25 protein-coding genes are annotated in these 26,184 nt (G+C 45.9%); 4 read left to right on the plus strand and 21 right to left on the minus strand.

The window, feature by feature from the left end:
* Positions 1-59 precede the first annotated feature (59 nt).
* On the plus strand, positions 60-521 hold the full coding sequence (locus MKX68_RS07825) for a MarR family winged helix-turn-helix transcriptional regulator (protein ID WP_017690799.1): 462 nt from the start codon (positions 60-62) through the stop codon (positions 519-521).
* 431 nt (positions 522-952) lie between these two features.
* On the opposite strand, the gene MKX68_RS07830 is transcribed toward MKX68_RS07825, so the two are convergent.
* The 3 genes from MKX68_RS07830 to MKX68_RS07840 all read right to left on the minus strand — a co-directional run bounded on the left by MKX68_RS07830 (position 953) and on the right by MKX68_RS07840 (position 3,759).
* Positions 953-2,458: an MDR family MFS transporter gene (locus MKX68_RS07830; RefSeq protein ID WP_340915332.1), complete on the minus strand. Its 1,506-nt coding sequence runs from the start codon at positions 2,456-2,458 to the stop codon at positions 953-955.
* Between the two features lie 232 nt (positions 2,459-2,690).
* On the minus strand, positions 2,691-3,263 hold the full coding sequence (locus tag MKX68_RS07835) for a GNAT family N-acetyltransferase (protein ID WP_289391065.1): 573 nt from the start codon (positions 3,261-3,263) through the stop codon (positions 2,691-2,693).
* A gap of 199 nt (positions 3,264-3,462) precedes the next feature.
* Positions 3,463-3,759, minus strand: a complete 297-nt coding sequence (locus MKX68_RS07840) for a hypothetical protein (protein ID WP_036614170.1) — start codon at positions 3,757-3,759, stop codon at positions 3,463-3,465.
* Positions 3,760-3,944: 185 nt separating this feature from the next.
* Here MKX68_RS07840 and MKX68_RS07845 point away from each other — a divergent pair, with 185 nt between their 5' ends.
* Entirely contained in the window at positions 3,945-4,442 is a 498-nt protein-coding gene (locus MKX68_RS07845) for a GAF domain-containing protein (protein ID WP_340910619.1), read from the plus strand.
* Between the two features lie 151 nt (positions 4,443-4,593).
* On the opposite strand, the gene MKX68_RS07850 is transcribed toward MKX68_RS07845, so the two are convergent.
* The 7 genes from MKX68_RS07850 to MKX68_RS07880 form a co-directional block, all read right to left on the minus strand.
* Positions 4,594-5,406, minus strand: coding sequence for a MerR family transcriptional regulator (locus MKX68_RS07850; RefSeq protein ID WP_340910622.1), 813 nt, complete (start codon positions 5,404-5,406; stop codon positions 4,594-4,596).
* A 561-nt stretch (positions 5,407-5,967) separates the two neighbouring features.
* Positions 5,968-7,392 carry an aldehyde dehydrogenase family protein gene (locus MKX68_RS07855; RefSeq protein ID WP_340910624.1) on the minus strand — a complete coding sequence of 475 codons (1,425 nt, stop codon included), beginning with the start codon at positions 7,390-7,392 and terminating at the stop codon, positions 5,968-5,970.
* Between the two features lie 177 nt (positions 7,393-7,569).
* Positions 7,570-7,992: a universal stress protein gene (locus MKX68_RS07860; protein WP_340910626.1), complete on the minus strand. Its 423-nt coding sequence runs from the start codon at positions 7,990-7,992 to the stop codon at positions 7,570-7,572.
* Positions 7,993-8,013: 21 nt separating this feature from the next.
* Complete coding sequence (locus MKX68_RS07865) at positions 8,014-9,234, minus strand: MFS transporter (RefSeq protein ID WP_105602403.1); 1,221 nt, start codon at positions 9,232-9,234, stop codon at positions 8,014-8,016.
* Positions 9,235-9,460: 226 nt separating this feature from the next.
* On the minus strand, positions 9,461-9,913 hold the full coding sequence (locus tag MKX68_RS07870; protein WP_338590632.1) for a MerR family transcriptional regulator: 453 nt from the start codon (positions 9,911-9,913) through the stop codon (positions 9,461-9,463).
* A gap of 190 nt (positions 9,914-10,103) precedes the next feature.
* Positions 10,104-10,496: an SdpI family protein gene (locus tag MKX68_RS07875; RefSeq protein WP_340910631.1), complete on the minus strand. Its 393-nt coding sequence runs from the start codon at positions 10,494-10,496 to the stop codon at positions 10,104-10,106.
* A gap of 248 nt (positions 10,497-10,744) precedes the next feature.
* Positions 10,745-13,090 carry a heavy metal translocating P-type ATPase gene (locus tag MKX68_RS07880; protein ID WP_340910633.1) on the minus strand — a complete coding sequence of 782 codons (2,346 nt, stop codon included), beginning with the start codon at positions 13,088-13,090 and terminating at the stop codon, positions 10,745-10,747.
* 342 nt (positions 13,091-13,432) lie between these two features.
* Between MKX68_RS07880 and MKX68_RS07885 the strand changes: the two genes are divergently transcribed.
* Positions 13,433-13,804 carry an ArsR/SmtB family transcription factor gene (locus tag MKX68_RS07885; RefSeq protein ID WP_100526808.1) on the plus strand — a complete coding sequence of 124 codons (372 nt, stop codon included), beginning with the start codon at positions 13,433-13,435 and terminating at the stop codon, positions 13,802-13,804.
* 151 nt (positions 13,805-13,955) lie between these two features.
* Here the strand turns inward: MKX68_RS07885 and MKX68_RS07890 are convergent, their stop codons facing one another.
* From MKX68_RS07890 to MKX68_RS07940, 11 genes are all read right to left on the minus strand, one after another.
* Positions 13,956-15,116 (minus strand): AI-2E family transporter, encoded by a 1,161-nt coding sequence (locus MKX68_RS07890; RefSeq protein WP_036614215.1) that lies wholly within the window; start codon positions 15,114-15,116, stop codon positions 13,956-13,958.
* 320 nt (positions 15,117-15,436) lie between these two features.
* Positions 15,437-16,471, minus strand: a complete 1,035-nt coding sequence (locus MKX68_RS07895; RefSeq protein WP_051449565.1) for an LLM class flavin-dependent oxidoreductase — start codon at positions 16,469-16,471, stop codon at positions 15,437-15,439.
* 159 nt (positions 16,472-16,630) lie between these two features.
* On the minus strand, positions 16,631-16,942 hold the full coding sequence (locus MKX68_RS07900) for an ArsR/SmtB family transcription factor (RefSeq protein ID WP_036668255.1): 312 nt from the start codon (positions 16,940-16,942) through the stop codon (positions 16,631-16,633).
* 114 nt (positions 16,943-17,056) lie between these two features.
* Positions 17,057-17,638: an NAD(P)H-dependent oxidoreductase gene (locus tag MKX68_RS07905; RefSeq protein ID WP_307540089.1), complete on the minus strand. Its 582-nt coding sequence runs from the start codon at positions 17,636-17,638 to the stop codon at positions 17,057-17,059.
* A 165-nt stretch (positions 17,639-17,803) separates the two neighbouring features.
* Complete coding sequence (locus MKX68_RS07910) at positions 17,804-18,241, minus strand: MarR family winged helix-turn-helix transcriptional regulator (protein WP_340910639.1); 438 nt, start codon at positions 18,239-18,241, stop codon at positions 17,804-17,806.
* Positions 18,242-18,406: 165 nt separating this feature from the next.
* Complete coding sequence (locus tag MKX68_RS07915) at positions 18,407-19,084, minus strand: NAD(P)H-dependent oxidoreductase (RefSeq protein ID WP_340910642.1); 678 nt, start codon at positions 19,082-19,084, stop codon at positions 18,407-18,409.
* A 210-nt stretch (positions 19,085-19,294) separates the two neighbouring features.
* On the minus strand, positions 19,295-21,073 hold the full coding sequence (locus MKX68_RS07920) for a methyl-accepting chemotaxis protein (RefSeq protein WP_340910644.1): 1,779 nt from the start codon (positions 21,071-21,073) through the stop codon (positions 19,295-19,297).
* Positions 21,074-21,234: 161 nt separating this feature from the next.
* Positions 21,235-21,693, minus strand: a complete 459-nt coding sequence (locus tag MKX68_RS07925; RefSeq protein WP_340910646.1) for a DUF523 domain-containing protein — start codon at positions 21,691-21,693, stop codon at positions 21,235-21,237.
* 58 nt (positions 21,694-21,751) lie between these two features.
* A complete protein-coding gene (locus MKX68_RS07930; RefSeq protein ID WP_340910648.1) occupies positions 21,752-23,029 on the minus strand; it encodes a hypothetical protein in 1,278 nt (425 codons plus the stop codon).
* Positions 23,026-23,604: an RNA polymerase sigma factor gene (locus MKX68_RS07935; RefSeq protein WP_289391060.1), complete on the minus strand. Its 579-nt coding sequence runs from the start codon at positions 23,602-23,604 to the stop codon at positions 23,026-23,028. The genes MKX68_RS07930 and MKX68_RS07935 overlap by 4 nt, the downstream gene beginning before the upstream one ends.
* A gap of 229 nt (positions 23,605-23,833) precedes the next feature.
* Positions 23,834-24,568, minus strand: a complete 735-nt coding sequence (locus MKX68_RS07940) for a class I SAM-dependent methyltransferase (RefSeq protein ID WP_340910650.1) — start codon at positions 24,566-24,568, stop codon at positions 23,834-23,836.
* 162 nt (positions 24,569-24,730) lie between these two features.
* On the opposite strand from MKX68_RS07940, the gene MKX68_RS07945 reads away from it, so the two are divergent.
* On the plus strand, positions 24,731-26,086 hold the full coding sequence (locus MKX68_RS07945; protein WP_340910653.1) for an MATE family efflux transporter: 1,356 nt from the start codon (positions 24,731-24,733) through the stop codon (positions 26,084-26,086).
* Positions 26,087-26,184: the final 98 nt, after the last annotated feature.

A 26,184-nucleotide genomic window follows, 5' to 3' on the forward strand; every position in this document is an offset into this window, starting at 1 on the left:
GAGAGGACCCCTCTTCCTCATTTCAACTTATAAAACTAATCTGAAAAGGCGGGATCAGCATGCTGGAATTACAAGAAATCGGAACCGAACGTTCACTTCATCTGTACCGCACCTTGGCCCAGACATTCAAGAGCGTGAATGAACACGCTGTATCCGGAAGCAAAGTGCATGGCTTCAACCCCACCGCATACGGGGTGCTCGAAGTGTTATATATGAAAGGAGCACAGCCGATTCAACAGGTTGGCGCACAACTTCTGCTGCAAAGTGGTAATGTGACCTATGTGATCGATAAGCTCGAGCAAAAAGGATTGTTACATCGCAAACATTGTCCGCAAGACAGACGTATCATCTTTGTGGAACTGACCGAAGAAGGACAGCGTACCATGGATGACATCTATCCAGGCTATGCGTTGAAGATTGATCGGGCGGTAAGTGGACTAAGTGAGGAAGACAAGGAATTGCTGTCCGAACTTTTGGGAAGGCTTGCACATTCTGCAGACCGTTTATCAGCAAGCAGCTAGAGTGTATCTTCAAACCTGCCGAAAGCGTTAGCGTTAACGCTAACGAACCTGTGACGTCTTATTCAGGGGTTTGAAGCGCTCGCAGCATTTTAAGGAATCTGACACACGCTATCTTTGAATACACAGCCGTCTACAACGTGTTTTTCAGGTGATTTCGGGAAATAAGGTGGCTCATGTTCCTTACAATTTAAAAAGAGGAGTAGAAGGTCTTATAAGACGTCCTCCGTTCCTTAGAAATTCGTCTGGACGATTCAACAGGATCAGCCAGCCTGTACTTCAAAATGCTTTAGACCCGGGCATCCCCCAACGTATCACTTGCCTGAGTTTGAAGATACACTCTAGTCCACTGCACATGTGCCAACAAAAATAACCGGATTTGCCTCACATTGGCGAATCCGGTTTTTCATATGTTTTTCGTATATATCTTCTTTTTACTTTGAGCCTTGTGGCTGCGGGGGAGCATCTGCATCTTCGGGTACAATTAAACGTTTGCGTAGAGCAAGCGTCGTTACCCACGAGACCAGTGCAATGACAAACATAATGACAAACAGGGAATGCAAGCTTCCTTCCAGCACGTTACGCAGCAGCGCCCATTTATCATCTGATAGTGCTGCATCCGTATGTGGTGCGAGCAGTTCATTCAGATCATTCTCCGAAATTCCAGCCTCCGCCAGATTCTGCTCACTCGATAACGTGGAGATTCGATAGTTCAACCAAGTGCCAAAAGCCGCTGCACCAATCGTCTGTCCCAACGTACGCATGAACGTATGCAGTGCCGTGGAGGAGCCACGCTCCTTATACCCTACGGAGGACTGCGCAATAATGGTGAAGATCGTGAATGCAAACCCGAAGCCGAGACCATAAATAAAGGTCAATATAAATAGCACAGCCTGCGGGGATGTCCCGCCCACCAGAAAGAGTCCACCCGATCCGATCGCAATTCCGGTTAATCCAATCAATGCGGTCAATCGTGATCCAATTTTCATCAACAGGCGGCCTGCCAACACACTACCAATGAGCCAACCTACCGACATCGGCGCGAGCAGCAACCCGGATTCCGTCGCATTACCTCCCCGAACCCCCTGCACCCAGAGCGGCAAATAACTGGTCAGGCCGATCATCAAAGTACTGGTCAACAGTCCGGCGATATTCGCCACACGGATGTCCCGAATTCGGAACAAATGTAGTGGAACCATAGGGGCCTGAGCTCTTTTTTCCACCACGAAAAATAAAATAATAAACAGAGCGGCGACCACACTCAGTCCTACAATCAACGGAGAACTCCAGGCATAATACTGCCCACCCGCTGACAGGACAAACAACAATGCGGTAATACCCACCGTGAAGGTCAGCGCACCAACATAGTCAATTTTGGCTGTACGCGGAGAGATATCTTCCTTCAGATAACGAAATACAAACCACATCGCGAGCAGACCAAACGGCACATTAAAACCAAAGATCCACTGCCAGCCCAGATTATCTACAAAATAACCGCCAAGCAGCGGTCCCGCCAGAGAGGAAATGCCCCACACGGAGCTGATCCAGCCCTGGATTTTGCCACGTTCTTCAATGGCGTAGATGTCCCCGATAATCGTAAATGTAACAGGAACTACCGCACCCGCACCAATCCCCTGAATAGCACGGAAAATAATCAACTGCTCCATATTCTGCGACAGACAGCACAAGAGTGAACCCAGTAAAAATAAGGCACAGCCAATCAGAAATACAGGCTTTCGTCCATACAAGTCACTGATTTTACCGAAAATGGGCGTACTCACAGACATTGTCAGCAGGTATGCGGTGAAAATCCAGCTCAGCAGCTGTACACTCCCCAGCTCACTGACAATGGTCGGCCCTGCCGGACCAATTACGGTACCTTCAATCGCTGACAGAAATGTCGCGAGCAACAGCCCCGTCAAGATGAAACTGCGCTTCAAACCTCCAGTTGCATTCACACAAACCCTTCTCTCTTTGTTCTCTATATAATTGGTACGTTAAATTACACATCTACTACGAACCAGAACAAGCTTCCGATCGCTGTTATCCCCAGATTTTTTCTTCTCCTCTCTAAAGGAGAAATCCGGTGATAAAGGCGACCGCTTCGCTTCTCCAGCTTTGTTCTGTTTCTCCGTTTACCTGTAAATTAAAAAACAATTATATTTTTTTCTTTTATTTACTTTTCTTACGAAGAAACTCATCATACAGCATCGAATACATCACCATATCCTTGTATCCGGTGGACGTATGTTGTACTTGTCGCAGCAACCCTTCTCGTGTGAAGCCGCGGTTTGTCAGGAACTCGCCGGAAGCCAGATTGCGTGGGTCAACCAGCGCTTCAATTCGATTAAGACCCATGGTCTCATACCCAAAGGGCAGCAATGCCGAGAAAGCCTCCGTCATATAACCGTGGCGCCAATAATCACGTCCCAGCTCATAACCAATCTCACCCCGGAATGCGCCTTCAAGCTGCCATGTGTTAAATCCACAGCTTCCGATGAGCTTGCCTGTTTCTTTGAGTTCAATCCCCCACCGGATCGCATCCTCTTCCCCTGCCATTTGGTTGAGCAGTGCGATCATGTCCGCCGCTTCGCTTGTCCCAATCATGGGTGCAAGATTCATGTAACGGGTCACCTCGCGATCTGACCAGCATGCGAACATCTGGGCCGCATCCCGGCGACGCATTTTACGCAGACGAAGCCGCGCAGTCTCCATTTCGGGAATTCTTCCTTTGCATTTATACATATAAAGACACTCCGATCCGATCTATCTCCGCAGACCATAATATTCAATAGTCATCTAATCATAACCTGCGCCGAATGGCAACTATTCAGTCATGCACACACGTCAAAAAACCGGGCCAATTTCACTCCCGGTCTTGTTGTACGTATGGATCCATTCAAGTTTGAGTGAATTACGGAATCATGGCTTGTCCAAATGAATTTTAAGCTTTGGACGTTTTCTTGCCCTTCCCCAGTAATTCATCGCTAACCCGGCCAAACACAGCCGTGATTTCCTTGAATTCTTCGATGCCAGTCCCGGTTAGGCTCCATTGGTCCCCGTGGGCAGTCAGGAAGTTCTCCTGTGTCAGGTGTTCAAGCTCCTGCTTGATCTCCCGCTCTCCAACGCGATATCCCCGTTCTTCCAATAGGGGCAGTGCCTCGCTAACGTTCAAATCCTGATTTTGCGCGAAATATAGTAGATGAATCCGTACAAAAAGATTCTGTACCTCTGCATGCATAAGCCAAGCTCCTTCCCGGGTTGTAGCCCTCCGTGGTTGCTAAGTAATTACCCCACGCAAGAAGCTGAGAAACAGGAGGATTCTTCAGGTATTCCCTTCCCTTTCCGAAATCCTCCGCTTGACTAACCGCATCCTCTGCACTATCTTGAAAATAAGTACCATTTTGCTCGGGAGGGTGATTTACCATGTTTCAAGCTGTTTCCTATGAAGGAACACGAAGTGAGCAGCACACCGCCGTCCTGGGACAGTTAAGTGCTCTGATCCGCGATGAACCTAGTGCGATTGCCAATCTGGCGAACGCTGCTGCGCTGCTCAATGTATTTCTGACCGACACCAATTGGGTCGGCTTCTATCTGTATGATGGAAAAGAACTGGTCCTCGGGCCATTCCAAGGACTTCCTGCCTGTATCCGAATTCCACTGGGACGTGGTGTATGCGGCACTTCTGCTGCGGAAAAACGTACCCTGGTCGTTGATGATGTTCATGCCTTCCCAGGCCACATTGCCTGTGATGCAGCATCGAACAGTGAGATTGTCGTACCGATTATCAAAAACGGCGAACTGTACGGGGTGCTGGATATTGACAGCCCGATCAAAAACCGTTTTGACGACGAAGACCGCGTCTTCCTGGAGAAAGCCGTAAGCCTGCTCACAGAGCAGTTGGAGGCAACCATACCCCTTTAGGAAATGATGAACAAGGTGATCGGAGTCTCATCACACACGATGATGAAGAGCCCGTAATAACAAAGAGCGCAGTCCTCTCAGAGGTCTGCGCTCTTTGTTATCCATTATGATTCACACCCATGTTCTTGCTCGCCCATGTTACTTTATGCATCTAGGATAAATCATGTTCCGCTTTAATCATCATCCCATCCCGCAGGAATTCAGCCAGTCTCGGGTGGTAACCATCATACATCTGACGGAAATTTTTATGCTCTACATACAGATTGGCCAAATCCCGATAGATCTCAGCGGTGGGTGTATAATAACCTTTGATCCATTCAAGATGCCTGCCAATAATCCGTTGTACTTTTGCACTACCGGGTTCCAAGCCATCCTCAATGGCCTGTTGCAAGTCCAGATGAACTTGATCAATTTTCGCCTGGGAATCCAGATAATCTTCTTTTGACTTCAACTCCTGCTTTTCAGGCAATGTGGATGAATTGGAAGATTGGATGTCGGACCTCTGAGCACCGTCTGTCTGCACATGGCTCATATCATTAGTGACTACAGGGTCAGAACCCGATTCATTCAGCAACTGGTGACGCCCCTTATTTACAAAACCGAAATAAAGCTCATGTTCATCAATTTCCTTTTCACCTTGCAAATGAGAGATCGTTTTGTCCAGTGTCTGAATCAATCCATGCAGACGGAGTGCCTTCTCCAGAATATCAATGCGGTGCTGCTTCATGATGCGTATGACATCCTGAGGATTATCCCGGAGCATCGGTCCAATCTCATTCTCCTTCATACCTACTTCCTTACAGAAAAGGATTTGCTGGAGTCTCAACAATTCTTGCTTTTCATAATAGATGTCCTCATCTACATCCCCAAAAGCCGGATTAAGAAGACCTGTCTCTGCATACTGACTCAGTTCGTTCAAACTTACGCCTGACATTCCCGATACGTCAACCATGGAATACGCCATTTGAATACACCTCCTGCCTGTCCTGCAACTCCAGAGTTCAGGCTTAATTCATACTGCATTTTATTTGAATAATGAGAGAATATAAGACTTTCGGCAATGCTGTACCGCTTCATTCCGCTCGTGCTCTGGATGGGTACATCATGCTTCGGTGATATGAGCGGCGTTTGGTCAGCTATGTTGCGGTATGTTAACTATGTTATACCCGTCTCATCAGATGTGAACCCGCAGTCGGCTAAGAATTCGCATGTATTTTTTTGATATATAAGTTCAACCAAATAATATTTACACTGGCCACTCGATGACAGAATAACCTTCCGATCACTGTTATCCCCAGATTTTTTTGATTCCCTTTTTAAAGGGAAAAATCCGGTGATAAAGGCGACCACTTCGTTTCTTCAGATTATTTCTGTCCTAACTCCTTTATCAGTGTAAATATTTTGTTGAACTTATATAATTTCTATGATCTCCTATAAAAAAATCCTGCGCCATTATCGTGGCACAGGATCGTATGATTATGTTCTCATTGGCATACAGAATATAGAGCACGGAAAACGAAAAGAATCACCCTTTGTTAAACATGACAAACTTCAATTCCGTCATTTCCTCTACAGCATATTTTACACCTTCACGTCCGATACCACTCTGTTTCACCCCACCATAGGGCATATGATCCACTCGGAATGTCGGAATATCATTAATCATAACTCCGCCTGCTTCGATCTGATCGACAGCATGGAAGGCGGTATGGATATCGTTTGTAAATACGCCTGCCTGAAGCCCGTATATCGAATCGTTGACATGTTCAATGCCCTCTTCAACCGAATCCACGGTATTAATCACCACGATGGGAGCAAACACTTCCTGACAAGATACCTTCGCATCACGCGGAACGTTAATCAGTACCGTTGGACGCAGAACGCCTCCTTCAGCTTGACCACCTGCTGCTACTTCAGCCCCGGCCTGTTTGGCTTCTTCAATCCAGTCGAGTGTACGCTGTACATCCTTGGAGGTAATTAGCGCAGAGACCACCGTATCCGGGTTCAGCGGGTCTCCGACCACTACTTGTTTAGCCGCTTCAGCGAAACGCTGGATGAATTCTTCCGAGATGTCACGATGTACGTAGATTCGCTGTAGCGAGATACATACCTGTCCCTGATACGTGAAAGCTCCCGTCACACATCGAGGAACCACTTTGTCCAGATCTGCGTCCTTATCCACGATTACCGCTGCATTCGACCCAAGCTCCAGTGTCACGCGTTTCAGCCCTGCTTTGCTACGAATACTCGTCCCTACCGCTGGACTGCCTGTAAACGTAATGTGAGCAACATGGGGGTGCTCGACAAGCACATCACCAATCGTTTGACCATCACCGCTAACCACGTTCAGTGCACCATCCGGCAATCCGGCTTCCTGAAGCAGATTAGCAATGTAATAGGAAGACAGAGGCGTCTGCTCCGCAGGTTTGAGAACAATCGTATTGCCCGCTGCCAGCGCTGGACCTACCTTGTGGGCTACCAGATTCATTGGAAAATTAAACGGCGTTATGGCTCCAATGACGCCTAGAGGTTGCCGCATCGTATAACCGATACGCCCTTCCCCACCTTTTGCTGCATCCATCGGAACCGTCTCTCCGGTCAGTCGCTTGGCTTCTTCAGCGGCAAAACGATACGTTTCCACCGTCCGGTCAACCTCGGCCAGTGCAGCGGTAATCGGCTTCGCCGCTTCAAGCGCTATGATTCGCGCTGCTTCTTCCTTGCGTTCTTCGAGCATGGAGGACAACTTGTACAGAATATCTGCACGCTGATGTGCAGGCATCTGGCGCATTGCCTTCCCAGCTTGAACCGCAGCTGCAACAGCAGCCTCCGCTTCCTCGGCTGAAGCCGAAGAGACTTCTGCCAGCATTTCCCCGGAGTATGGTGCTTGAAGTGTTTTATAATCTACGGATTCGGTCGGTTTGCCACCGATAAACAGATGTTGTTTTTTCATATGCTGCATCCTCCATCCAATAATTACTTCAAGAATATGGCGGTATATTACCTTATCTATTTATACACTATTTCCGTTCCATCAACCCACTACGGTGTTCGGCAATCATAGCTTGTAACGTACCTGATGAGCCATTGTGGCGATCTTGAGCTGTTGCATTATAAAGGATTTCACAACCTATTTAACCGTCAGGACGGGGCATTCTGCATGTTTTAACACGCCATGGCTGACACTGCCCTCGATCATCTCTGCGAGCATGCCTTTCCCACCCGTGCCCATCACGATCATTCCACAATCTCGTTCACGCGCCACACGGCAGATCTCATTAACGGGATCACCCGCAATCAGCAGTGTTTCATATGCAACGTCTCGTCCAGACATCTGTCTGGTCACCGGTTCTATGATATGTTGCCCTTCTTCGGCAATCCGAGCTTCCAGATCAACACCCAATGCAGGTTCATTAATGGAGATGGCAGAATTAACATGCACGATCAACAGACTTGCGGGTTGTTTCATATTCTCAGCCAGAATCAGTGCTTGCTCCAAAGCTTTATGCGCATGATCCGAACCATCAACAGCAACCAATATATGTTTCAGCATTGCAATTCCTCCTCCAGTGAATTAATGAGATGTAATGGCGGAATCAATATCCCGCAGATGATGACGGCGTACCAGCAGTACCACGACACCAATCAGAACCATTAATGCGCCAAAATAAAACGGTGTTTCCGGCAGGAACCACTCGGACAATTTACCTGCAAGCCATGGAGCAAGTGCACCACCCAGGAAACGAACGAAGCTGTATGCAGCAGAAGCAACAGAACGCTCCACAGGTGCAGCTTCCATAACAGCCGTTGTAATTAACGTGTTGTTAATCCCAAGGAAAATCCCCGCTACAATGACCGCCACAATAACGGTAGTTGGTGAACCCATCACCGTACCAATAGCCATAACAACAAGATCAATCGCGAACAATGTAAGCATGACACTCATGGACGGAACCGATCCGAATCGGCGTTGTAATCTTGGTGCGACGAATACAGACGTAATCGCCAGCATCAGTCCCCAGCCAAAGAATACGTAACCCAGGCCGTGCTCATCCAGATTCATAACATATGGTGAATAAGCCATCAAGGTAAAGAAACCAAAGTTATACAGGAAGGCGGTAATCGCCAATGTTTTCAATGAAGGATAACTTAATGCTTTGAACGGATCGGACAAAGAACTTCGTGTTTTCGGTTTAGCCATTTTGGGCAGCATAAATGTAATGCTTATAAAGGCAATCGCCATCAGAACAGCCACCCCATAGAACGGGCCACGCCAAGAGATGGAACCTAGCTCACCACCAAGCAGCGGACCAACCGCAATCCCGAGACCAAGTGCTGCTTCGTACAAAATAATCGCTTTGGCTGTCCCCGACGTGGACAGTCCCACAATGGCGGATAACGCCGTTGCGATGAACAAGGCATTCCCCAGTCCCCAACCGCCACGGTAACCAACCAGTGCACCTACCGTGTCTGAGGTACCGCCGAGGAACGAGAAGATAATAATCAACAATATACCGCTGAGCAGCGTCCACTTCACACCAATTCGGCTGGATACAACACCTGTAATCAGCATCGCTACCCCGGTTACAGCGTTATAACTGGTAAATAGCAGTGACACCTGGCTTTTGGAAGCATGCAGCTGATCTGCAATGGCGGGCAGAATCGGGTCAACCAGACCCAGACCCATAAAGGATATGATACATGCAAAGGCAACCGCCCATACCGCTCGCGGCTGGGATAACAGGCCCCCACGTGATGACGGCAATTCGTCCGGTAATGATGGCTCTCTTTTCATACGTAATTCCTCCTGTGAATAATTTATGTGGTGAAACTTTTTATTTGAAAACGACCGTGAAAACGATGAAAAAATGCGTTCATTTTCATGAATAGAGGTAACAAAACGGCACAAATGACACCGGAACATCCGGTGTTTGTACAGGATCGCCACAGGTACTATGGTGCTCACTCCATGTAGCGATTATGTGTATACAGTTTTGTTATTAAACATTAGATTAATTCGGTTAGCCGTCCTCATCACTCTGCGGATCATGTGCCTGTAACTTCTGAATACCGCTCCGAACGCGTTCACGCAGCTCTTCCAGTTCAGTCTGTACGGCATGTATGCTCTGAAGTTTCTGCTCAATCAGTTGCAGCTGACCATCCAGCGTTGTTTCCATCGTGGCAAGCTTCTCGATCCGTTCTCTTACTTCGGTCGTCTGCTGGTAGTCAAAACGTTGTTCGTTCAAGGCATCTGCCGTTGCCACATAGGTATGTAACTCCTGAAGGGAGAATCCAAGTACCTCTTTGGCGCGAACCACCTTCTTCAGATAATCGATATCCTCTCGAGTGTACAATCGCGTCCCGCCATCTGTCCGCTGAGGTGAAGGCATGACACCAATCTCTTCATAATACCGAATGGTTCGCTTGGTCAAACCGCATTCCTTGGCTACGTCGTCGATTTTATATAAACTCATTTCCCTCACCTCTTCAATTTGTCTATAATGTTATGTACATAATTATATATAATATTAACGTTAACGTCAACGTTAGATTTTATGTATGAAGTCTTAGCGAGTTTAACAGCCTCTTCGCTTCTCTACTTCAACAAAAAAAGACCCGCTTCACACGCAGGTCTTCCTCTCTACACTATTCATTCATTTTACCTTAAACGTTCTGCTCATTCTGTTGCTGTTGCTGTTGAGCACGCTGCATTTGCTTCAACCGCCCTTCAACTCTGGTAAATAGTCTGATCGTATAGAACCCTGTAGCAACCAGACTGAGCACCAAAGCTCGTACATCTGTAAGCCAGAAACCGATAATGCCGAATACCGTAATAATCACACCAAATTGCATCATCAGATTGGCGCTATAACTTTGCGCTTCGTCCCACAACTCGGGATTACTCATTGCACGCGGAGTCCGATAACCATATATTCCGTTAATCATTTTCGGTGGTTTTTTGAACACCATTAACCCCAGAATGAAATAACACACTCCAATGATGATCCCAACTACTGCTCCAGTCAAAATATTCTCCCCTTCACTGTTGTCTTCCATAGACCTGCTTACACTGACACTCCGATGACAGAATAACCTTCCGATCACTGTTACCCCCAGATTTTTTTGATTCCCTATTGAAAGGGGAAAATCCGGGGATAAAGGTGAACGCTTCGCTTCTTCAAGTTATTTCTGTCCTCTCCGTTCTCGTGTAAATGTCTAGTTAGACTTATCTACATAATGCCTTGAAAAAAATATAAAAACGGCTCTACGTATATACGAAGAGCCGCCTGGATCGTTTCGTAAACTTAGATATTCTTCACACGAAGTACACGCATGGCGTTCAGGACAGCCAGCACCGTGACACCAACATCCGAGAATACCGCTTCCCACATGGTGGCTATGCCGAACACACCGAGTAGCAGGAAAATCGCCTTAACCCCCAGAGCAAACGCGATATTTTGCCATACAATCATTCGTGTACGCTTTGCAATGCGGATTGCGCTCGCCAGTTTCGACGGTTCATCGGTCATGATGACCACATCTGCCGCTTCAATCGCGGCATCTGAACCGAGTCCACCCATCGCCACGCCCACATCGGCGCGTGCCAACACAGGGGTATCGTTGATACCGTCACCGACAAACACCATTTTTTCCTTCGGAGATTTGGCAGCTTCCAGTTGCTCCAGTCGTTCGACTTTGTCCTGTGGCAGCAATTCAGCATAGACCTCATCCACACCCAGCTCACGTCCTACCGCTTCACCTACGGCTTTGGCATCTCCTGTCAGCATGACCGTTTTGCGGATGCCGAGTTTCTTCAGCGCCTGAATCGCAGCAGCTGCATCGTCCTTCACTTCATCGGCGATGATCAGATGACCAACATACGTGCCAGCTTCAGCCACGTGGACTATCGTTCCGGCCGTCTCCGGTGTGGTATAGGATATACCTGCCTGCTTCATTAATTTGGCGTTGCCTGCCAGCACTTCCCGACCATCCACGCTCACCTTGATCCCGTGTCCGGCAACTTCATCATAACCTTCCACACCTTGCGTGGGAATCGCTTTGGCCCAAGCTGCGCGAATGGATTCGGCAATCGGATGATTGGAATTCGCTTCGGCAATGGCTGCCAGCTTCATCAATTCCTCTTCCGTGCGTCCGCCTACGGGACGAATGGCTGTTACTTTGAATACACCTTTGGTTAGTGTACCCGTTTTATCAAAAACAACAACTTTCACATCGTTCAACGCTTCAAGGTAGTTACTGCCTTTGACGAGAATCCCGTTACGTGAAGCCGCTCCGATACCACCAAAGAATCCAAGTGGAATAGAGACCACCAGCGCACAGGGGCATGAGATAACCAGGAAGACCAATGCACGATAGATCCAGTCAGCAAATGTTGCACCACTAACTATCAACGGCGGAACAAATGCAATCAGGGCTGCAAGGATAACAACAACCGGTGTGTAATAACGGGCGAATTTACTAATAAAATGCTCTGTTTTTGCCTTCCGGCTGCTTGCGTTCTGCACCAGATCCAAAATTTTGGATACCGTTGATTCGCCAAACGTTTTGGTTACTTCAATTGTTAACATACCGTTTTTGTTAACAAATCCACTTAGTACATCACTTCCGGGCTCCAGCTTACGAGGTACCGATTCCCCTGTCAGTGCAGAAGTGTCCACCATGGAACGCCCAGCTCTAACGATACCATCCAGCGGTACTCGCTCTCCTGCTTTCACGACAATACGATCACCGATCCGTACGTCGTCCGGAGATACACGCCGGGTCTCGTCACCCGAACCCGTCAGGATATTCGCGTAGTCCGGGCGAATGTCCATCAGTGACTGAATCGACTTGCGTGACCGATTAACCGCCATGCCCTGAAACAGCTCTCCGAGCTGATAGAAGAGCATGACCGCTACCCCTTCCGGATACTCTCCAATGGCAAAGGCACCCAAGGTAGCGACGGACATCAGGAAGTATTCATCGAACACCTGACCGCGAATGATGTTTTTGGACGCCTGGAGCACAATATCTCCTCCGGCAATCAGATAAGCGAGCGCATATAGCGTAAACTGTGCCCAGCCCTCCAGCGGCGACCAGATCGCAGCGGCAAGCAATACAGAACCGGCAGCAAGACGAGCAAGCAATACTTTTGTCTGGCCTGCACCATGTTCATGCGAGTGGCCTGCATGAGCATCATCATGGGTATGGCTGTGATCATGTCCAGCATGACTCCCGTGCTCATGTGTATGATCATGTGCGTGACCATGTTGATGTTGATCATGAGTATGCGAGTGTTTGCCATGTGAATGTGAATGTCCATGATCATGTCCAGTATGGTCATGACTGTGGTTATTTGCACTACCTGCACTCCCTGTATGGGTGTGCACATGTCCGTTCACGTGTTTTCCTTTTTCCGAAATGCGAATATGCGGCTCCAGCCGAAGCACTTTGCGTTTTGCTTCTTCCACTACCTGTTCATCCATGTCGGAAGTGGTGTGTAGCGATAATGTTTTGGTCACAAAATTGACAGAGCATTCGTTAATGCCCTTAATTTTTTTGACGCCATTCTCGATCTTTAATGCGCAGTTCGCACAATCCAGTCCATCAAGCAGCAGTTCCCTTTTCACCTGTTCCTGTCCGGTTCCCATGTGAATTCTCCCCTTTGCAGTACAAAAACGATGTTATATTTCAATTGCCTTCAATATATGAGCACTCATTCATATGTTTAGTTACCCCTATTATATGCACGCCTAAACATGAGTGTCAACAATCGTTGTTGATTTTTCATACAGATTATGCTAATAGTAATCATTTCGCTTTAGGCGGGTTTTGGATATAATAGAGCTATAGTTAAACTTTTGCATAAATCCGAACCAGAGAATTCCAATCAACAACAAGATCGAAATGGTTTTATTCGTCTAGTTGTTGTACTTACAAATGGTTAAATCGAATTATGCAAAATGTTGAGTTAACATAGGCGGTGATAGGAAATGGAACAACCGGTTAAAGCACCAAGCGAATGTGATGCAGCCTGCTCAGGTACTGAAGCGGATGTGCAGACGATTCGCACTTCACTCATAGATCGGGAGACCTCTTCCGAGATGGCAGATTGGTTCAAAGCATTCAGCGACCCAACACGTCTACGTATTATTGATGCGCTGTTACAGAAGGAATTATGTGTTCATGACCTGACGGTTCTGCTAGACATGGGACAATCGGCCATTTCACACCAGCTGCGTTCTCTCCGCAACATGCGGATCGTCAAGCGCCGCAAGGAAGGCAAGACGGTGTACTACTCTCTGGATGATACTCATATTGAGCAGATTTTCCTGCAAACGCTCCAGCATATTAAACACAGCTAGGCAGCAGCCAAGCTTGTTCATGAAGAAGAACCCCCGCCTCTCGGCTATTTGCCGATGGACGGGGGTTCTTCTTGGTAAGGGTACCGTTTTGTACAAAATAAAAAGTGACTAAATCTTCTGATTAACTATCCATTGGAACTTGCCACTTTGGTTATAAAAGATTGTTCTTGTTTGGATCGTAAAGGCCCGATCTGTCCTTGAACCAGTTGAAGATATGCGATACACATACTTTCAGCACCGCGTATCCTGGAACAGCGAGCAGAATGCCCACGACTCCAAACAGATTACCCGAAGTCAGAATGACAAAGATAATCGTGATCGGATGGATTTTCAGCGTTTTACCCATGATCTGTGGTGAGATGAATTTACCTTCAATTAACTGTACGATCGTCCACACGGCAACCATTTTCAGCAGCATCACCGGGGAAGTGACGAGTGCCACGATCAATGCTGGTGTAATCGCAATTGCAGGTCCCAGATACGGAACAACACTCGTGAACGATGCGATAATTGCAAGAATCAGTGCATAATCCAGACCAATGACCATATAACCGATGTACAGCAGAATACCGATACAGAAGCTGACGATAATCTGTCCACGAATGAATGAACTGATCTGGTGATTGATATCTTCCAGCACATGCATTGCGCCCGTACGGCTCTTGATCGGCAGGAAAGACAGAATTTTCGCTGGCAGCTTCTTGCCGTCTTTTAGCAGATAGAACAGAATGAACGGAACCGTTACGATGGATAGCACGGTCTCCGTGAAAGCTCCGAGGAATCCACCCAATTTGGTCCAGGTCGAGTTCAGAATTTCAGTAGCCTTTTGGGAGATTGTTCCCCACCAGTCCTGCGAATTCAGATTCACCGTTTCCTGGAACTGACCGAACAATTTACTGCCCGTAAGCTCCTCAAACTGCTGTTTTACCGTCTCACTATACGTTGGGAAATTTTCAATCAGCCCCACAATCTGGTTACGCACAACCGGAATGACCGCCAATACTACGACTGTCAGAATGCCTCCAATCGCAAGATACAGGATCAGAATGGACCAGCCGCGCTTGATTTTCCACCTCTCCATCACATCCACAATCGGATTCAGCAGATAGTAGAGTATGCCTGACAGAATAATAGGTAACACAATGGTTTTGATGAGTACTGCGAGCGGATGAAGAACAAAGGATACTTTGGTCAGAACCATGACATTCAGTCCCACCAACAGCAGAATTAGCAGAAATAGCACAAACTTGTTGTTAAGAAAAAATCGCTTGAACCGCTCCGGCCAAACGCGGGGTTGCTCAGGTTGCTCCATAGGCGTGTCGTCCTCTCTCATGTATCCTTAATTAAAAATTCAAACTGTAAATCTAGATAAACGCCCCTTACACACGAATAAAATAAAGTACCTTGTACAAGCCAACATATGTATAACACTCTGGATTTATACGTATGGTGCTGATTAACCGTTTCAAATTAAACCGGTAAAGTCATTTTACCCCAAAATGAGTCTTCTGCCCCACACGAAACATTTGCAAATTCTCCCTATTCAAAAACGGCCCGCCTCATTGGGAGACGAACCGTAAAATTGTATCTATAACTTACCTTTAAGCAGCTTTTATGCTGAAAAATTTAAGATCAGGCTTTTCCCGCCAATTGTGCGATTAACTCATAGGAATGCAGACGTGCCTTATGATCATAGATCATCGACGTAATAATCAGCTCATCTGCCTGCGTCTGCCGAATGAAGGATTCCAGCTGTCCACGTACGGTTTCTGGCGAACCATTAACAGCTGCCTTCAGCGTCTGCTCCACACCAGCTTTCTCACGATCCGTCCATTTGCCTTCCATCTCTGCCGGAGGCTGTACCAATCCCGTTGTGCCGCGAATAATGTTTAGGAACTGCTGTTGCATCGTTGTACCCAGCCATGCGGCTTCCTCGTCTGTATCTGCAACAACAGCGTTAACACCAACAATCACATGTGGCTCCTTCAAGCTATCAGATGGTTGGAAATTATTTCGATACGTCTCTAGTGCAATCCGGGTGTAATCGGGCGAGAAGTGGCTGGCAAAAGCAAACGGCAATCCCAGCTGACCTGCCAGACGTGCACTGAAATCACTGGACCCCAAGAGATAAATTGGAATATTCAATCCTTCTCCAGGAACTGCGCGAACAGGCGCATGATAAGATGTCGCCGAAGCATCAAAGTATGCTCTAAGTTCTGCCAAAAGCTCAGGGAAATCTTCCCCACTGTTCAGATCTTTGCGTAGTGCAAGCGATGTACGGCGGTCACTACCTGGTGCGCGACCCAGTCCCAGGTCAATTCTGCCAGGATACAAGGATTCCAGTGTGCCGAACTGCTCAGCGATGACAAGCGGTGCATGGTTAGGCAACATGATGCCTCCTGAACCAAGACGAATCGTTTTGGTTCCACCAGCCAGATATCCAATAACGACCGAAGTTGCGGAAGAAGCAATACCCGGCATGTTGTGATGTTCAGCTACCCAGTAACGGTGATATCCCCAACGCTCAGCATGCTGTGCCAGATCCAGGCTGTTGCGCAAAGCATCAGCAGGTGTTGCACCCACAACGACGGGAGCCAAATCCAGGATGGAAAGCTTAACATCATTAATATGTTCTTTATGGGATGAAGCTGTATTTTCTGTAGTCATTATCGTTTAATCTCCTCGATGATTATATTTTTGTATATCCAGATATGTAGATTAATTAAATCGCAACTGGATATGGTGATGTGATGATAAACTAGCCGTTTACATCCGGACGGAATCCCTGCCTGCATGTGCATCCTAGCTTCCGTTCCGGCATCCGGCTTATAACTCGTTCTGCACGTATTCAGCAAACTGACGGATTGTCTCCTCGTTGCGCCGATAATACGTCCATTGTCCTCTTCGCTCGGAGAGCAGCAACCCTGCCTTGAGCATGGTCAGCAGATAACTGGAGATAACCGACTGAGCCAGTCCAGCCTTCACTTGAATCGTGCCAACACAGATTCCGTTCTTGCCACCATCCGGATGCTGAGATAGTTCCAGCGGTGGAAAGTGTTGCTCCGGGTTTTTGAGCCACAACAGGATTTGTCTACGTGTCTCGTTCGATAATGCTTTAAATATAAGTATAGGTTCCATGGGTACGATTATACCCCCTTTCATCCATTTTGCAAACACATGAACAAACAAACCGACTCATGATCGAGTCGGTCTGGTATCATATGGAATCCGTATTTGGAATCAACATCCACATTAGAATTTGGTTGTAACCGTTTGTTTAACCTGATCCAACATGGCTTGATATGCGGGTGCATCCAGGTATCCAATACTTCCAAAGAGCAGATGATCTACGGCTTCAATGCCTACAAAATCGAAGATACCTACGTCTGAAGTTATTTTCAATCCAGCAGTCATGCCAATCTGATCATAAATTTCACTTGGTGTACCATGTGTGTTGATGATGAGTCCTTTTTTGCCTGTCAGCAATTTCTCGATTCCCGCTTCACCCGCTGCATACGCAAAACCATAGGCGAATACACGGTCAACATATCCTTTGATAATGGCAGGAAGACCTGTCCACCAGATCGGATAGATGAATGTAATGGCTTCTGCATCTGTAACAAACTGTTGCTCTGTAGCGATATCCTGTGGTGTCTGTCCTGCTCGCATGGAAGCTGTATCGGCTTCAGTCAGTACGGGTTGGAATCCAAGCTTATACAAGTCACGAACTACCACTTCATGGCCTTGAGCTTCGAGAGCTTCTACAGCAGTATTGAGGATTGCGTTATTAAGGCTGTCTGTGTGCGGGTGAGCATATACGATAAGATGTTTCATAGTGTGAATCCCTCCAGGTTTGGTTTGAGTTAGCTTGCGAAAATGGGGTTACATTGATACGTTCCACATACATAGATATCTATGTATGTGGTTAAAAAAATATTTGGGCTCCTCTGCCTCCACCCATTCAAATCTGGATGGGTTGCAGACAGAAGAGTTCATTCATTATAACTTTCGGACAATCATGGACAGCAAACTCTCCAATTGCTCTGACTGTTCATCGGACAAGCCACTATAGATGATGTCATTAATCTGCTCTGATACCTGATAAAAGATCGGTTCGAGTCGCTTCCCCTGGTCGGTTAGGCGAATCATAGTCACTCGGCTATCTTCGGCACTCTTGCTGCGTTCAACATAGCCAAGCTTCTCCAGCTTGTTGACCAGTACCGTTACCGTTGGTTGCGTGCGTTGAACACGTTCAGCCAACATCTTGATCGACAGCGTCTCTTCCCGGTACAAGAACATCAATACATCCCCATGAGAAGGAACAATCCCTGTTACCTCATGCTGTTCCAATTCGTGTACAATCCGTTTGTTGACATGGTCCCTGATTCTTGCAATCAGTGCAATTGCGTTGTATTTTGGCATGACCTCATTATACATAGACATCTATGTATTTTCAAGTTCTTTTTTATAAAAAGAAAAACAGCCCTCTCCACCCTTCTAGCATGTGGAAAATATCGGGCTGTTCCGAATCTGCTTAATCCTTATCTATAATGTTAGATCTTAGCTAATTGTTTTTGAATTCATGTTGGATTCATGCTGAATTCAGTTGATCCATTGCGTGATTTTCTCAACGGATTGTCGGGACTTCTCACGCTGGGGCTCCTCTACCCGATAACCGAAGGCTGCCATCATAGAGACGCCCCATGCGCCATTTTCCAGCAAGCCCTCTTCTTCCATAATACGGTGGACGTCCTCACGGCTGAAACCTTCGATTGGACAAGAATCAATCTCGATTTGAGCTGCCGCCGTCATCATGTTGCCGAGTGCAATATACGTCTGTTTGGATGCCCAGTCGAATAATGATCGTGGATTATCCAGAATTTTCTGGTTATTTTGGAACTTTCCATAAGCCTCACTTGTTAGCTCAAATACGTTATTTGGCATTCCCTTTGTTTCCTTCAACATGTACTCCGCATAAGGAGAATTATAACTGGCATCTGATCGGGCCAAAATAACAACAAAATGGCTTGCTGTAGCCAATTGCTTTTGAGCGCCGGAAGAGACTTCGGACAGACGCTTACGCAGGTTTGAATTTTGTACAATCAGAAACTTCCACGGTTCAAGACCAATGGAACTTGGAGATAATCTGCCTGTTTCCAATATAAATTGGAAATCCTCATCCGAGATTTTGCGGGTATCGTCAAATATTTTTGTTGCATGCCGGAAATGATATGCCTTTAAGATGTCTTCCTTTGTCTTTGACTTTGCTGTAACTTCCATGTAGCTCCACGTCCTTTTTAAATATTTTTTTATGTTGAACAATAATGTTTAAGTGGTTTCATCTCAAGTATTAGTTTAGGCCCTATGCATATAAATTAAAAGTACGCACATTATTGTTTCTTGGTTTATAAAAGTAAGTAATGGAGAAAGACAGCAATAATCCACTGGGCACTTACATGGCCTAGTGGATTATCTACGACTCTTTTCCTTTTAAATTTTGAAATCTTGAACCAGCTTATTCAGATTTAATGCACTATCTTTCACTTGATCAGATTGTTTAACTACTTCCACAGATTGCGCAGCAGATGCGACCATATGTCCTGCGATTTCCTGACTGGATGCGGCAGATTGTTCACTGGCTGATGCAATCTCGTGAATGGAACCAACTAGTATTTTGATATTCGCAGTTACTTGTTGTGAGGTTGCATTGAGATCTTTAACTGCATTGGCATGATCAAGAGAATCGACATAATACTGTTCAGCTGTATCCTCCAATAATTTATAGTCTTTGCCAACCTGATTGAACATAAAGGATAGCAACTCTTTGGCATTCGAGGACAGATTGGTTACAGACTGCATAACCTCTTCCGTGACCTGCTGAATCTGATCAGCAGCCTGTCTGGAATCATCAGCCAACTTTCGAATCTCGCTTGCTACAACCGCAAAACCTCTGCCTGCTTCTCCAGCCCTTGCAGCTTCAATGGATGCATTGAGTGCAAGTAGGTTAGTCTGCGCTGTAACATCCAAAATAGACTGAGATAATATACCAATCTGATCTACAGCTGTTGCACGTTCCAGCGCTTCTGACATCTTCTTACTCGTATGATCATACATGTCTATGGCTGCTCGACTAGATTCGCGGGCTTCCTGCTTCAACTTTTCAGCCTTCGTGCTGGTCACATAGGCGGACTCTGCTTGTTTAGATGTCCGTTCCGATATATATTCAGCTCCTTGTTGCATCTCATTAGCTGAATGATTCATATTTTCCGTATGGGCTGAAGCCTCTTCCATTGCAGCAGAGAGTTCTTCAACTGTAGCTGATACTTCACGAATCCGTTCATTCAGACCAGCCATGTTCTGGTTGGTATGATCGCTAACCTGGTTGATATGATGAGATTCCTGAATTACACCACGAATGACGTTTGTTGTGGAATCGGTCATTGTACGAATAGCTCGTGCTATGACACTTATCTCATTATTTCCCTGCGTTAGATGCGGGTCTAAGGATGCCGTTAAGTTACCTTGTGTTATTTCTTCACAATAACGGGTGATTGCTTTCATTCGTTGACGTATACTGCGAATCATTACAAATGAAATAAGAATGAGTGCCCCGAGCGAAAGCAAAAGAACCGAACCGAGCACCAAGGCTCGCTGCTGAATCACTTCCTGTGTATCCGCATAGAGCTTGGCTGACTCTTCTTCGTTATACGCACTCAAAAGGGTGATCGTCTCCACAATCGCTGTACTGCTTTTGTTAATTCTTCCTCTTTCTTCACTATCGTAGGTGCCCGACATCTTTTTGGTATCCATGATTTGCTCAATATCCTGATAATATGTATCCATCTTTGCTACCAAATCTGCAAATATCTCTTTTTCTTTGGTATCCAATGTTCTTGCTGAAAATTCATTCAAGCCATCCGTGATACTCTTCTTACCTTTCTGAACCTGATCGTACTGTTTGTCGGTATACTCTGCATTATCAAGAACCTTTGTATAATTGGCACGCATATTATAGAAATTACTTTTCAATTCAAGAACATTGGTTTGATGCTGAAAGCGGTCATTGTAGAGGATACCTTGTCCCATTTTTGCTTCGTTCATTCCGAAAATCCCAATCAGAAAGACAGTAAACAAGCCGATTAGACTAATTAAAGTCATGATGATCATCGTTGTTGTTAATTTTATATTTTTGAGTTTATTTCCTTTCTTATATTTTGACTTAGACTGAATTGACATGAGTATTCCCCCGCTTATGTAGTTGATATCCATATATATCTTATATATTTATCGTATGTATACATACTGTTTGTTAGCATTTCAGGAAAATCGACTTTATTCTTTTAATGAGAAAAGTAATGGGAGACAACAGAAAAGCCGCCAGGATATAATCCAGCGGCTTTTCTGTAAATATGAAACGATATCTGTGCGACCTATAAATGATCCATCCATTCATTTTCAGAAATGACGGTATATCCTTCTTGTCTCAGCAATGCTGAGGTGACACCTTCTCCAATTACCTTGTGATTGGCAAAATTACCATCATAGATCATCTGTGTACCACAGGACGGACTGAACTCTTTCAATACCACACACGATACATTAAATTCTCGCGCCCATTCGAGCGTCTGATAGGCTCCCTTAATATACAGTTCTGTGACGTCCTTGCCACTTTTCTCGATCACTTTTGCAGTGCCTGCCAGTACGTCCTTACCCGTGCCACCAATAATTTCAGCCGGTTCCCGTGGAGTGGAGAATCCGCCAAGCAGCTCCGGACATACCATCTTAGCCTGCCCCTGCTCCACAAGCTCCTGAATCTTCTCATCCAGGCTCGCTGTTCCATTGTAACGGCAAGCTACCCCTGCCAGACATGAACTCACCAAATATTTCATCGTTATCTCCTTATACCCATTCCATCTATGAAGTAAATTGTAACATATAAGGTCAGCCCTATAACTCGCCTCTGGTGATCATCTTGATCCGTCCATCTTCCCTATATTCAACCTGAAAAACATCCTTGCTCGACTCCAGTTCAAATGTGACCATGCCTGGATGGTCAGGATTACGGTGAAGTTTATACGCTTGAAGATCTATTTTAAATATTTTTTTAATTATAGGTTCTACTTCTCCTCTAAGAAGAGACTCCTGTATGTTATATAGTTCCTGATAATAAGCCTCTATTTCTTCCCAGTCTGCAAAGTCTTGCTCATAGTGATTAGCATCCCCAACCGTATAACCCAAGCCCGCTTTTCCTTCGGTCATCTGCACAAAGTACTTATCTTTAAAGGAAAAAAAGACTGTATCCTTGCCGAGTTCATTATCTTTGCTTCGACTTGCTCTTACCAGATCAAGATTGGCTTTACCAGACAGTGCCTCAATTGCTTTTCTGGCATCCGTCAGTGCCACCTGGGATACCTGATCAGGACTAAGGTCGCCTGTGATCGAAACAGCCTTGTCCTGCTGCCATACAATCTCCCCATAACCAGTCTCATTCTCTAACGCTAATGTCGTATGCGATATTGGCTCCGACTCCCCTTGCTTCATACTCACATAACGCTGGACTGATACAGGTTTAAGCGTTGGAGTGCTGCCTATACTTTGCAAAAGCGATGGAACTTGACGCAAATAACGGTGTTCCAGTTCGCTTGGCTGCATCTCACGTCTCATCTGTATTTCACGCAGATTTCCTGTTGTCGCATCGAGCCATATCTGCGCGTACTCCTTCTCGCTTTCGCTACCAGCCTCTACATATATTCTGCCGGACACAGGCAAGTCTTCCACTTTCGTAATCTTCAGCTGTTTACCCAGATCATCTCGCATCGTAGTCGCAACATTTCTTTTCATTTTGTCGGTTAGCAGATTTGTGTTCAAACCATCGGATAACTGTAACGCTGCTGTCGGATAGACCTGCTCGATTACGGGTTTCACCAGCTGTCCATCATCCCAGATCCATAGGAACAATCCCGCAGCAATAACCAACGCACCCATGCCTGCAACAAGAGGCCCTCTTCTAGTGCGACGTTTGTGTGAAACGTTGCCTACTTTCGGTCTAAACGACCTGGATGACCTGGAACTGTCCTCTGACCTATCTCCCTTGCTTCCCTTTTCCGACTTCTTCATCCACTCCACCTGTTGAAGCACCTTCCGCTTGTGATCCTCTGTAAAAGGAGACGACGCAAACGGTCCCTTCCGGATTTCCTTTTCCCATTGCTCATCCTTGTGTCTCATTCGCTTCGCTCCTCCCATTGTTTCCGTACCTTATCCTTACCTCGGGAAAGTCTGGATTTTACTGTGCCTAAGCTGATTTTCAACATCTCAGCAATCTCACTCGTCGTAAGCTCATATTTCAGATTCAGTAAAAGAATCTCCCGGAACTTCTTTGGCAACGCCAGAACAATATCCCAGATTTCATGGATATGCTCCTTACGCATCACTTCCATCTCGGCCGAAGGATGTGCAGGCTGCTCTGCAATCATGACTCTTTGGCCCGAACCCCCACGCTCTGTCTCAATGGGTAACGTCTCTCCCCACAGACTGCTACGAAAGAATCTGGATTTTCGATATGTAAAAGTCGTGTTTCTAGTAATCGTCAACAGCCATGTTTTCAGTGAGCAATCTCCACGATAATGAGCGATCCCCGAGTACGCTCGAATAAATACCTCCTGCGACAATTCATCTGCCTGTTCGGCACTTTTGGTCAGAAAATAAGCGTAATTCCACACGTCATTTCCGTAGTCATCCATTATGCTGCTAAGTGTGTAATTGTCTATGGTCTGAGCCTGTGCCAGTAATTGATCATCCAACTGTTGTTCACCTCACTTAATATGACTGAATCTAATGTGATTTGGTTCCCTGTTTTGGACATTATTTCTTATTATTGTAGCAAAATAAAAAACAGCATGTTCAACATCTCTGAACACACTGATTCCTTCAAGTTTGCTTAGTTAGAAATCTCTATCAGAAAGCTTTTAGGCGAACGCTCCACTTCCACAGTTTCTTTCTACCCTCTGATCTAACGTATCATTTTCATCGTTATACTTTCACCGCAGCAATCATCAGAAACATCGGTCTCCGATTCTCGTCTCTCATGCCTGGGACCTGTTCAATCATCTCTGGTGATGGCTTGGATTCAGCTACCTGTTGAATAGCAAACCCTGCCTTTATGAGTTCATTCATATGTGTTGCCAGTGTGCGATGATATTTAACCACATCCTGATTCAAAAAGTTCGCCACACGCTTCCCTTCATCATGGTAATCATCCACGGGCCAGTGAAGAATCTCACCTGTGGGTCCGTAATGCCAATCCTGCGCAGCGCGAGCGGTGAAGATGGGATGTTCGGAAGATAGTACAAATGTGCCCCCTTCTACGAGACAATCATTGATCTTAGCATACACCGTGTCTAACCGTTCAATATAATGCAAAGCAAGTGAACTGATCACAACATCAAATTGTCCCGGTGCAAAATCAATATCTTCAATCGCCAGCTGCTTGTACTCGATCTGCGGATCGTCCGTCATTTCACGAGCACGCTGAAGCATATTTTCAGACAAATCTACACCGATCACTGAACTCGCTTGTTGTTCACGCGCATACCGGCAATGCCAGCCAAAACCACATCCCAAATCCAGCACACGTTTGTCTTTCAACTCAGGCAAAAGGGTCTGCAATTCATGCCATTCCCCAGCTGCATCCAGCCCTTGAACAGAACGAGCCATCTTACTGTAGTTATCAAAAAACTCAACTTCATCGTATTTATTTTGTTTCATTAAGCGATTCCTCCCGCCTTATAAATATCCACCTACTCTATCACATAAACGATATTGAAACGTAAAAGTTGCCAAGCGAATTCATGACGTGTTATTATACAGAACGAACGTTCAGTATTATTTAATACAGAATGAACATTCAGTTTACTAACGGAGGTCATTATGAATACGAAATGGACGCATCCACTGGAAGGGCAATCTGTAGGTAAAGCTTTTATAAGTTACCTTGTGCCTTCCGTATTGGGGATGCTGGTAGTTGCTTTTAATTTTATTATCGACGGCATTATGGTTGGACACAAACTGGGCTCTACCGCGATGGCCGGGATCGGCATTGCCTCTCCTGTCTACACGCTTTTTGTTGCCATGTCATTGTGGATTGGTATGGGTGGGGCAACCTTGTACTCCAACGCGATGGGTAGAAAAGATATCACATCAGCCAAACAAATTTTCACCAAATCTATTATGCTCATTATGTTAGTTACGATAGCCATTGGATATACTGCATTTACGTTCAAAGACAAGCTGGTATACTCCCTCGGTGCTAACGCCGAGACCTTCCCGTTTGCTTCGGACTATATGAATATCATGTTACTGTTCGGGTTTGTTTTCACCATTGAGAATGCACTCTCTGTCTTTGTACGAAACGATGGGAATCCCAACACATCCATGTACGCTCAGATTACCTTTGCTGTGGCCAATATCATTATTAACTATGTAACATTGTATGTACTCGAATGGGGTGTACGTGGTGTAGCCATCGGTACAATCGTATCGGCGTCTCTTGCGCTGCTTGTCCTGTTCACTCACTTTTTCAAAAAAACAAATAATCTCACGTTCACCCGGTTCAAATGGAATAACAAACTGCTGGCCTCTCTGCTGCTCATTGGATTCCCCAGCTTTCTGGCTGAACTCGGCATGTCGGTCTTCTCTGTCTCCCATAATATCTCCATGGACCGCATTGCGGGCACGGATGGCGTAGCATCCTTTACCGTGTTGAACTATATTCATGGTGTGGTACTGTTAGCGTTCCTGGGTCTGGCATCCGCTGCCCAACCTCTGATAAGTTATTATCACGGTGCCAATCAGATTAAACGGGTACAACAAACGATACGTTTAGCGACTAAAACAGCTCTGGCATGCGGTCTATTATTACTGATTGTTGTTCAAATCGGTGCACCTTATTTCGTGCAAATCTTTGGAAACTTCAGTAGTGGCGTAACGGATAATGCCATTTACGGATTACGTATATTTACATTTGCCTATGTCTTTATGGGTGTTAACTTTGTCATGAGCACTTATTTCCAATCTGTAGGTAATGCCAAAATGGCCATCTGGATTACAGCTGCGCGTGAAATGATCATCATGATTGCGTTGATTGCGATCCTGCCTTCATTCTTTGGTGTCACGGGTGTATGGCTTGCCGTACCGTTGTCCGAAATGCTGGTTCTCGCAACCATAGCCCTGTACTATAGAAAACGATCCCTTACGGATCGAATCAAAGCGTTGCAGGCTGAATAACGTTAACAGATAATAACAGTAACAGATAGAAGATCAATAGAACGTAGATAAAATGCAGGTAGACCTCATAAAATAATCTAATAAACAAATTAACCAAG

It is taken from the genome of Paenibacillus sp. FSL M8-0212 (assembly GCF_038004645.1).
Lineage (GTDB): Bacteria > Bacillota > Bacilli > Paenibacillales > Paenibacillaceae > Paenibacillus.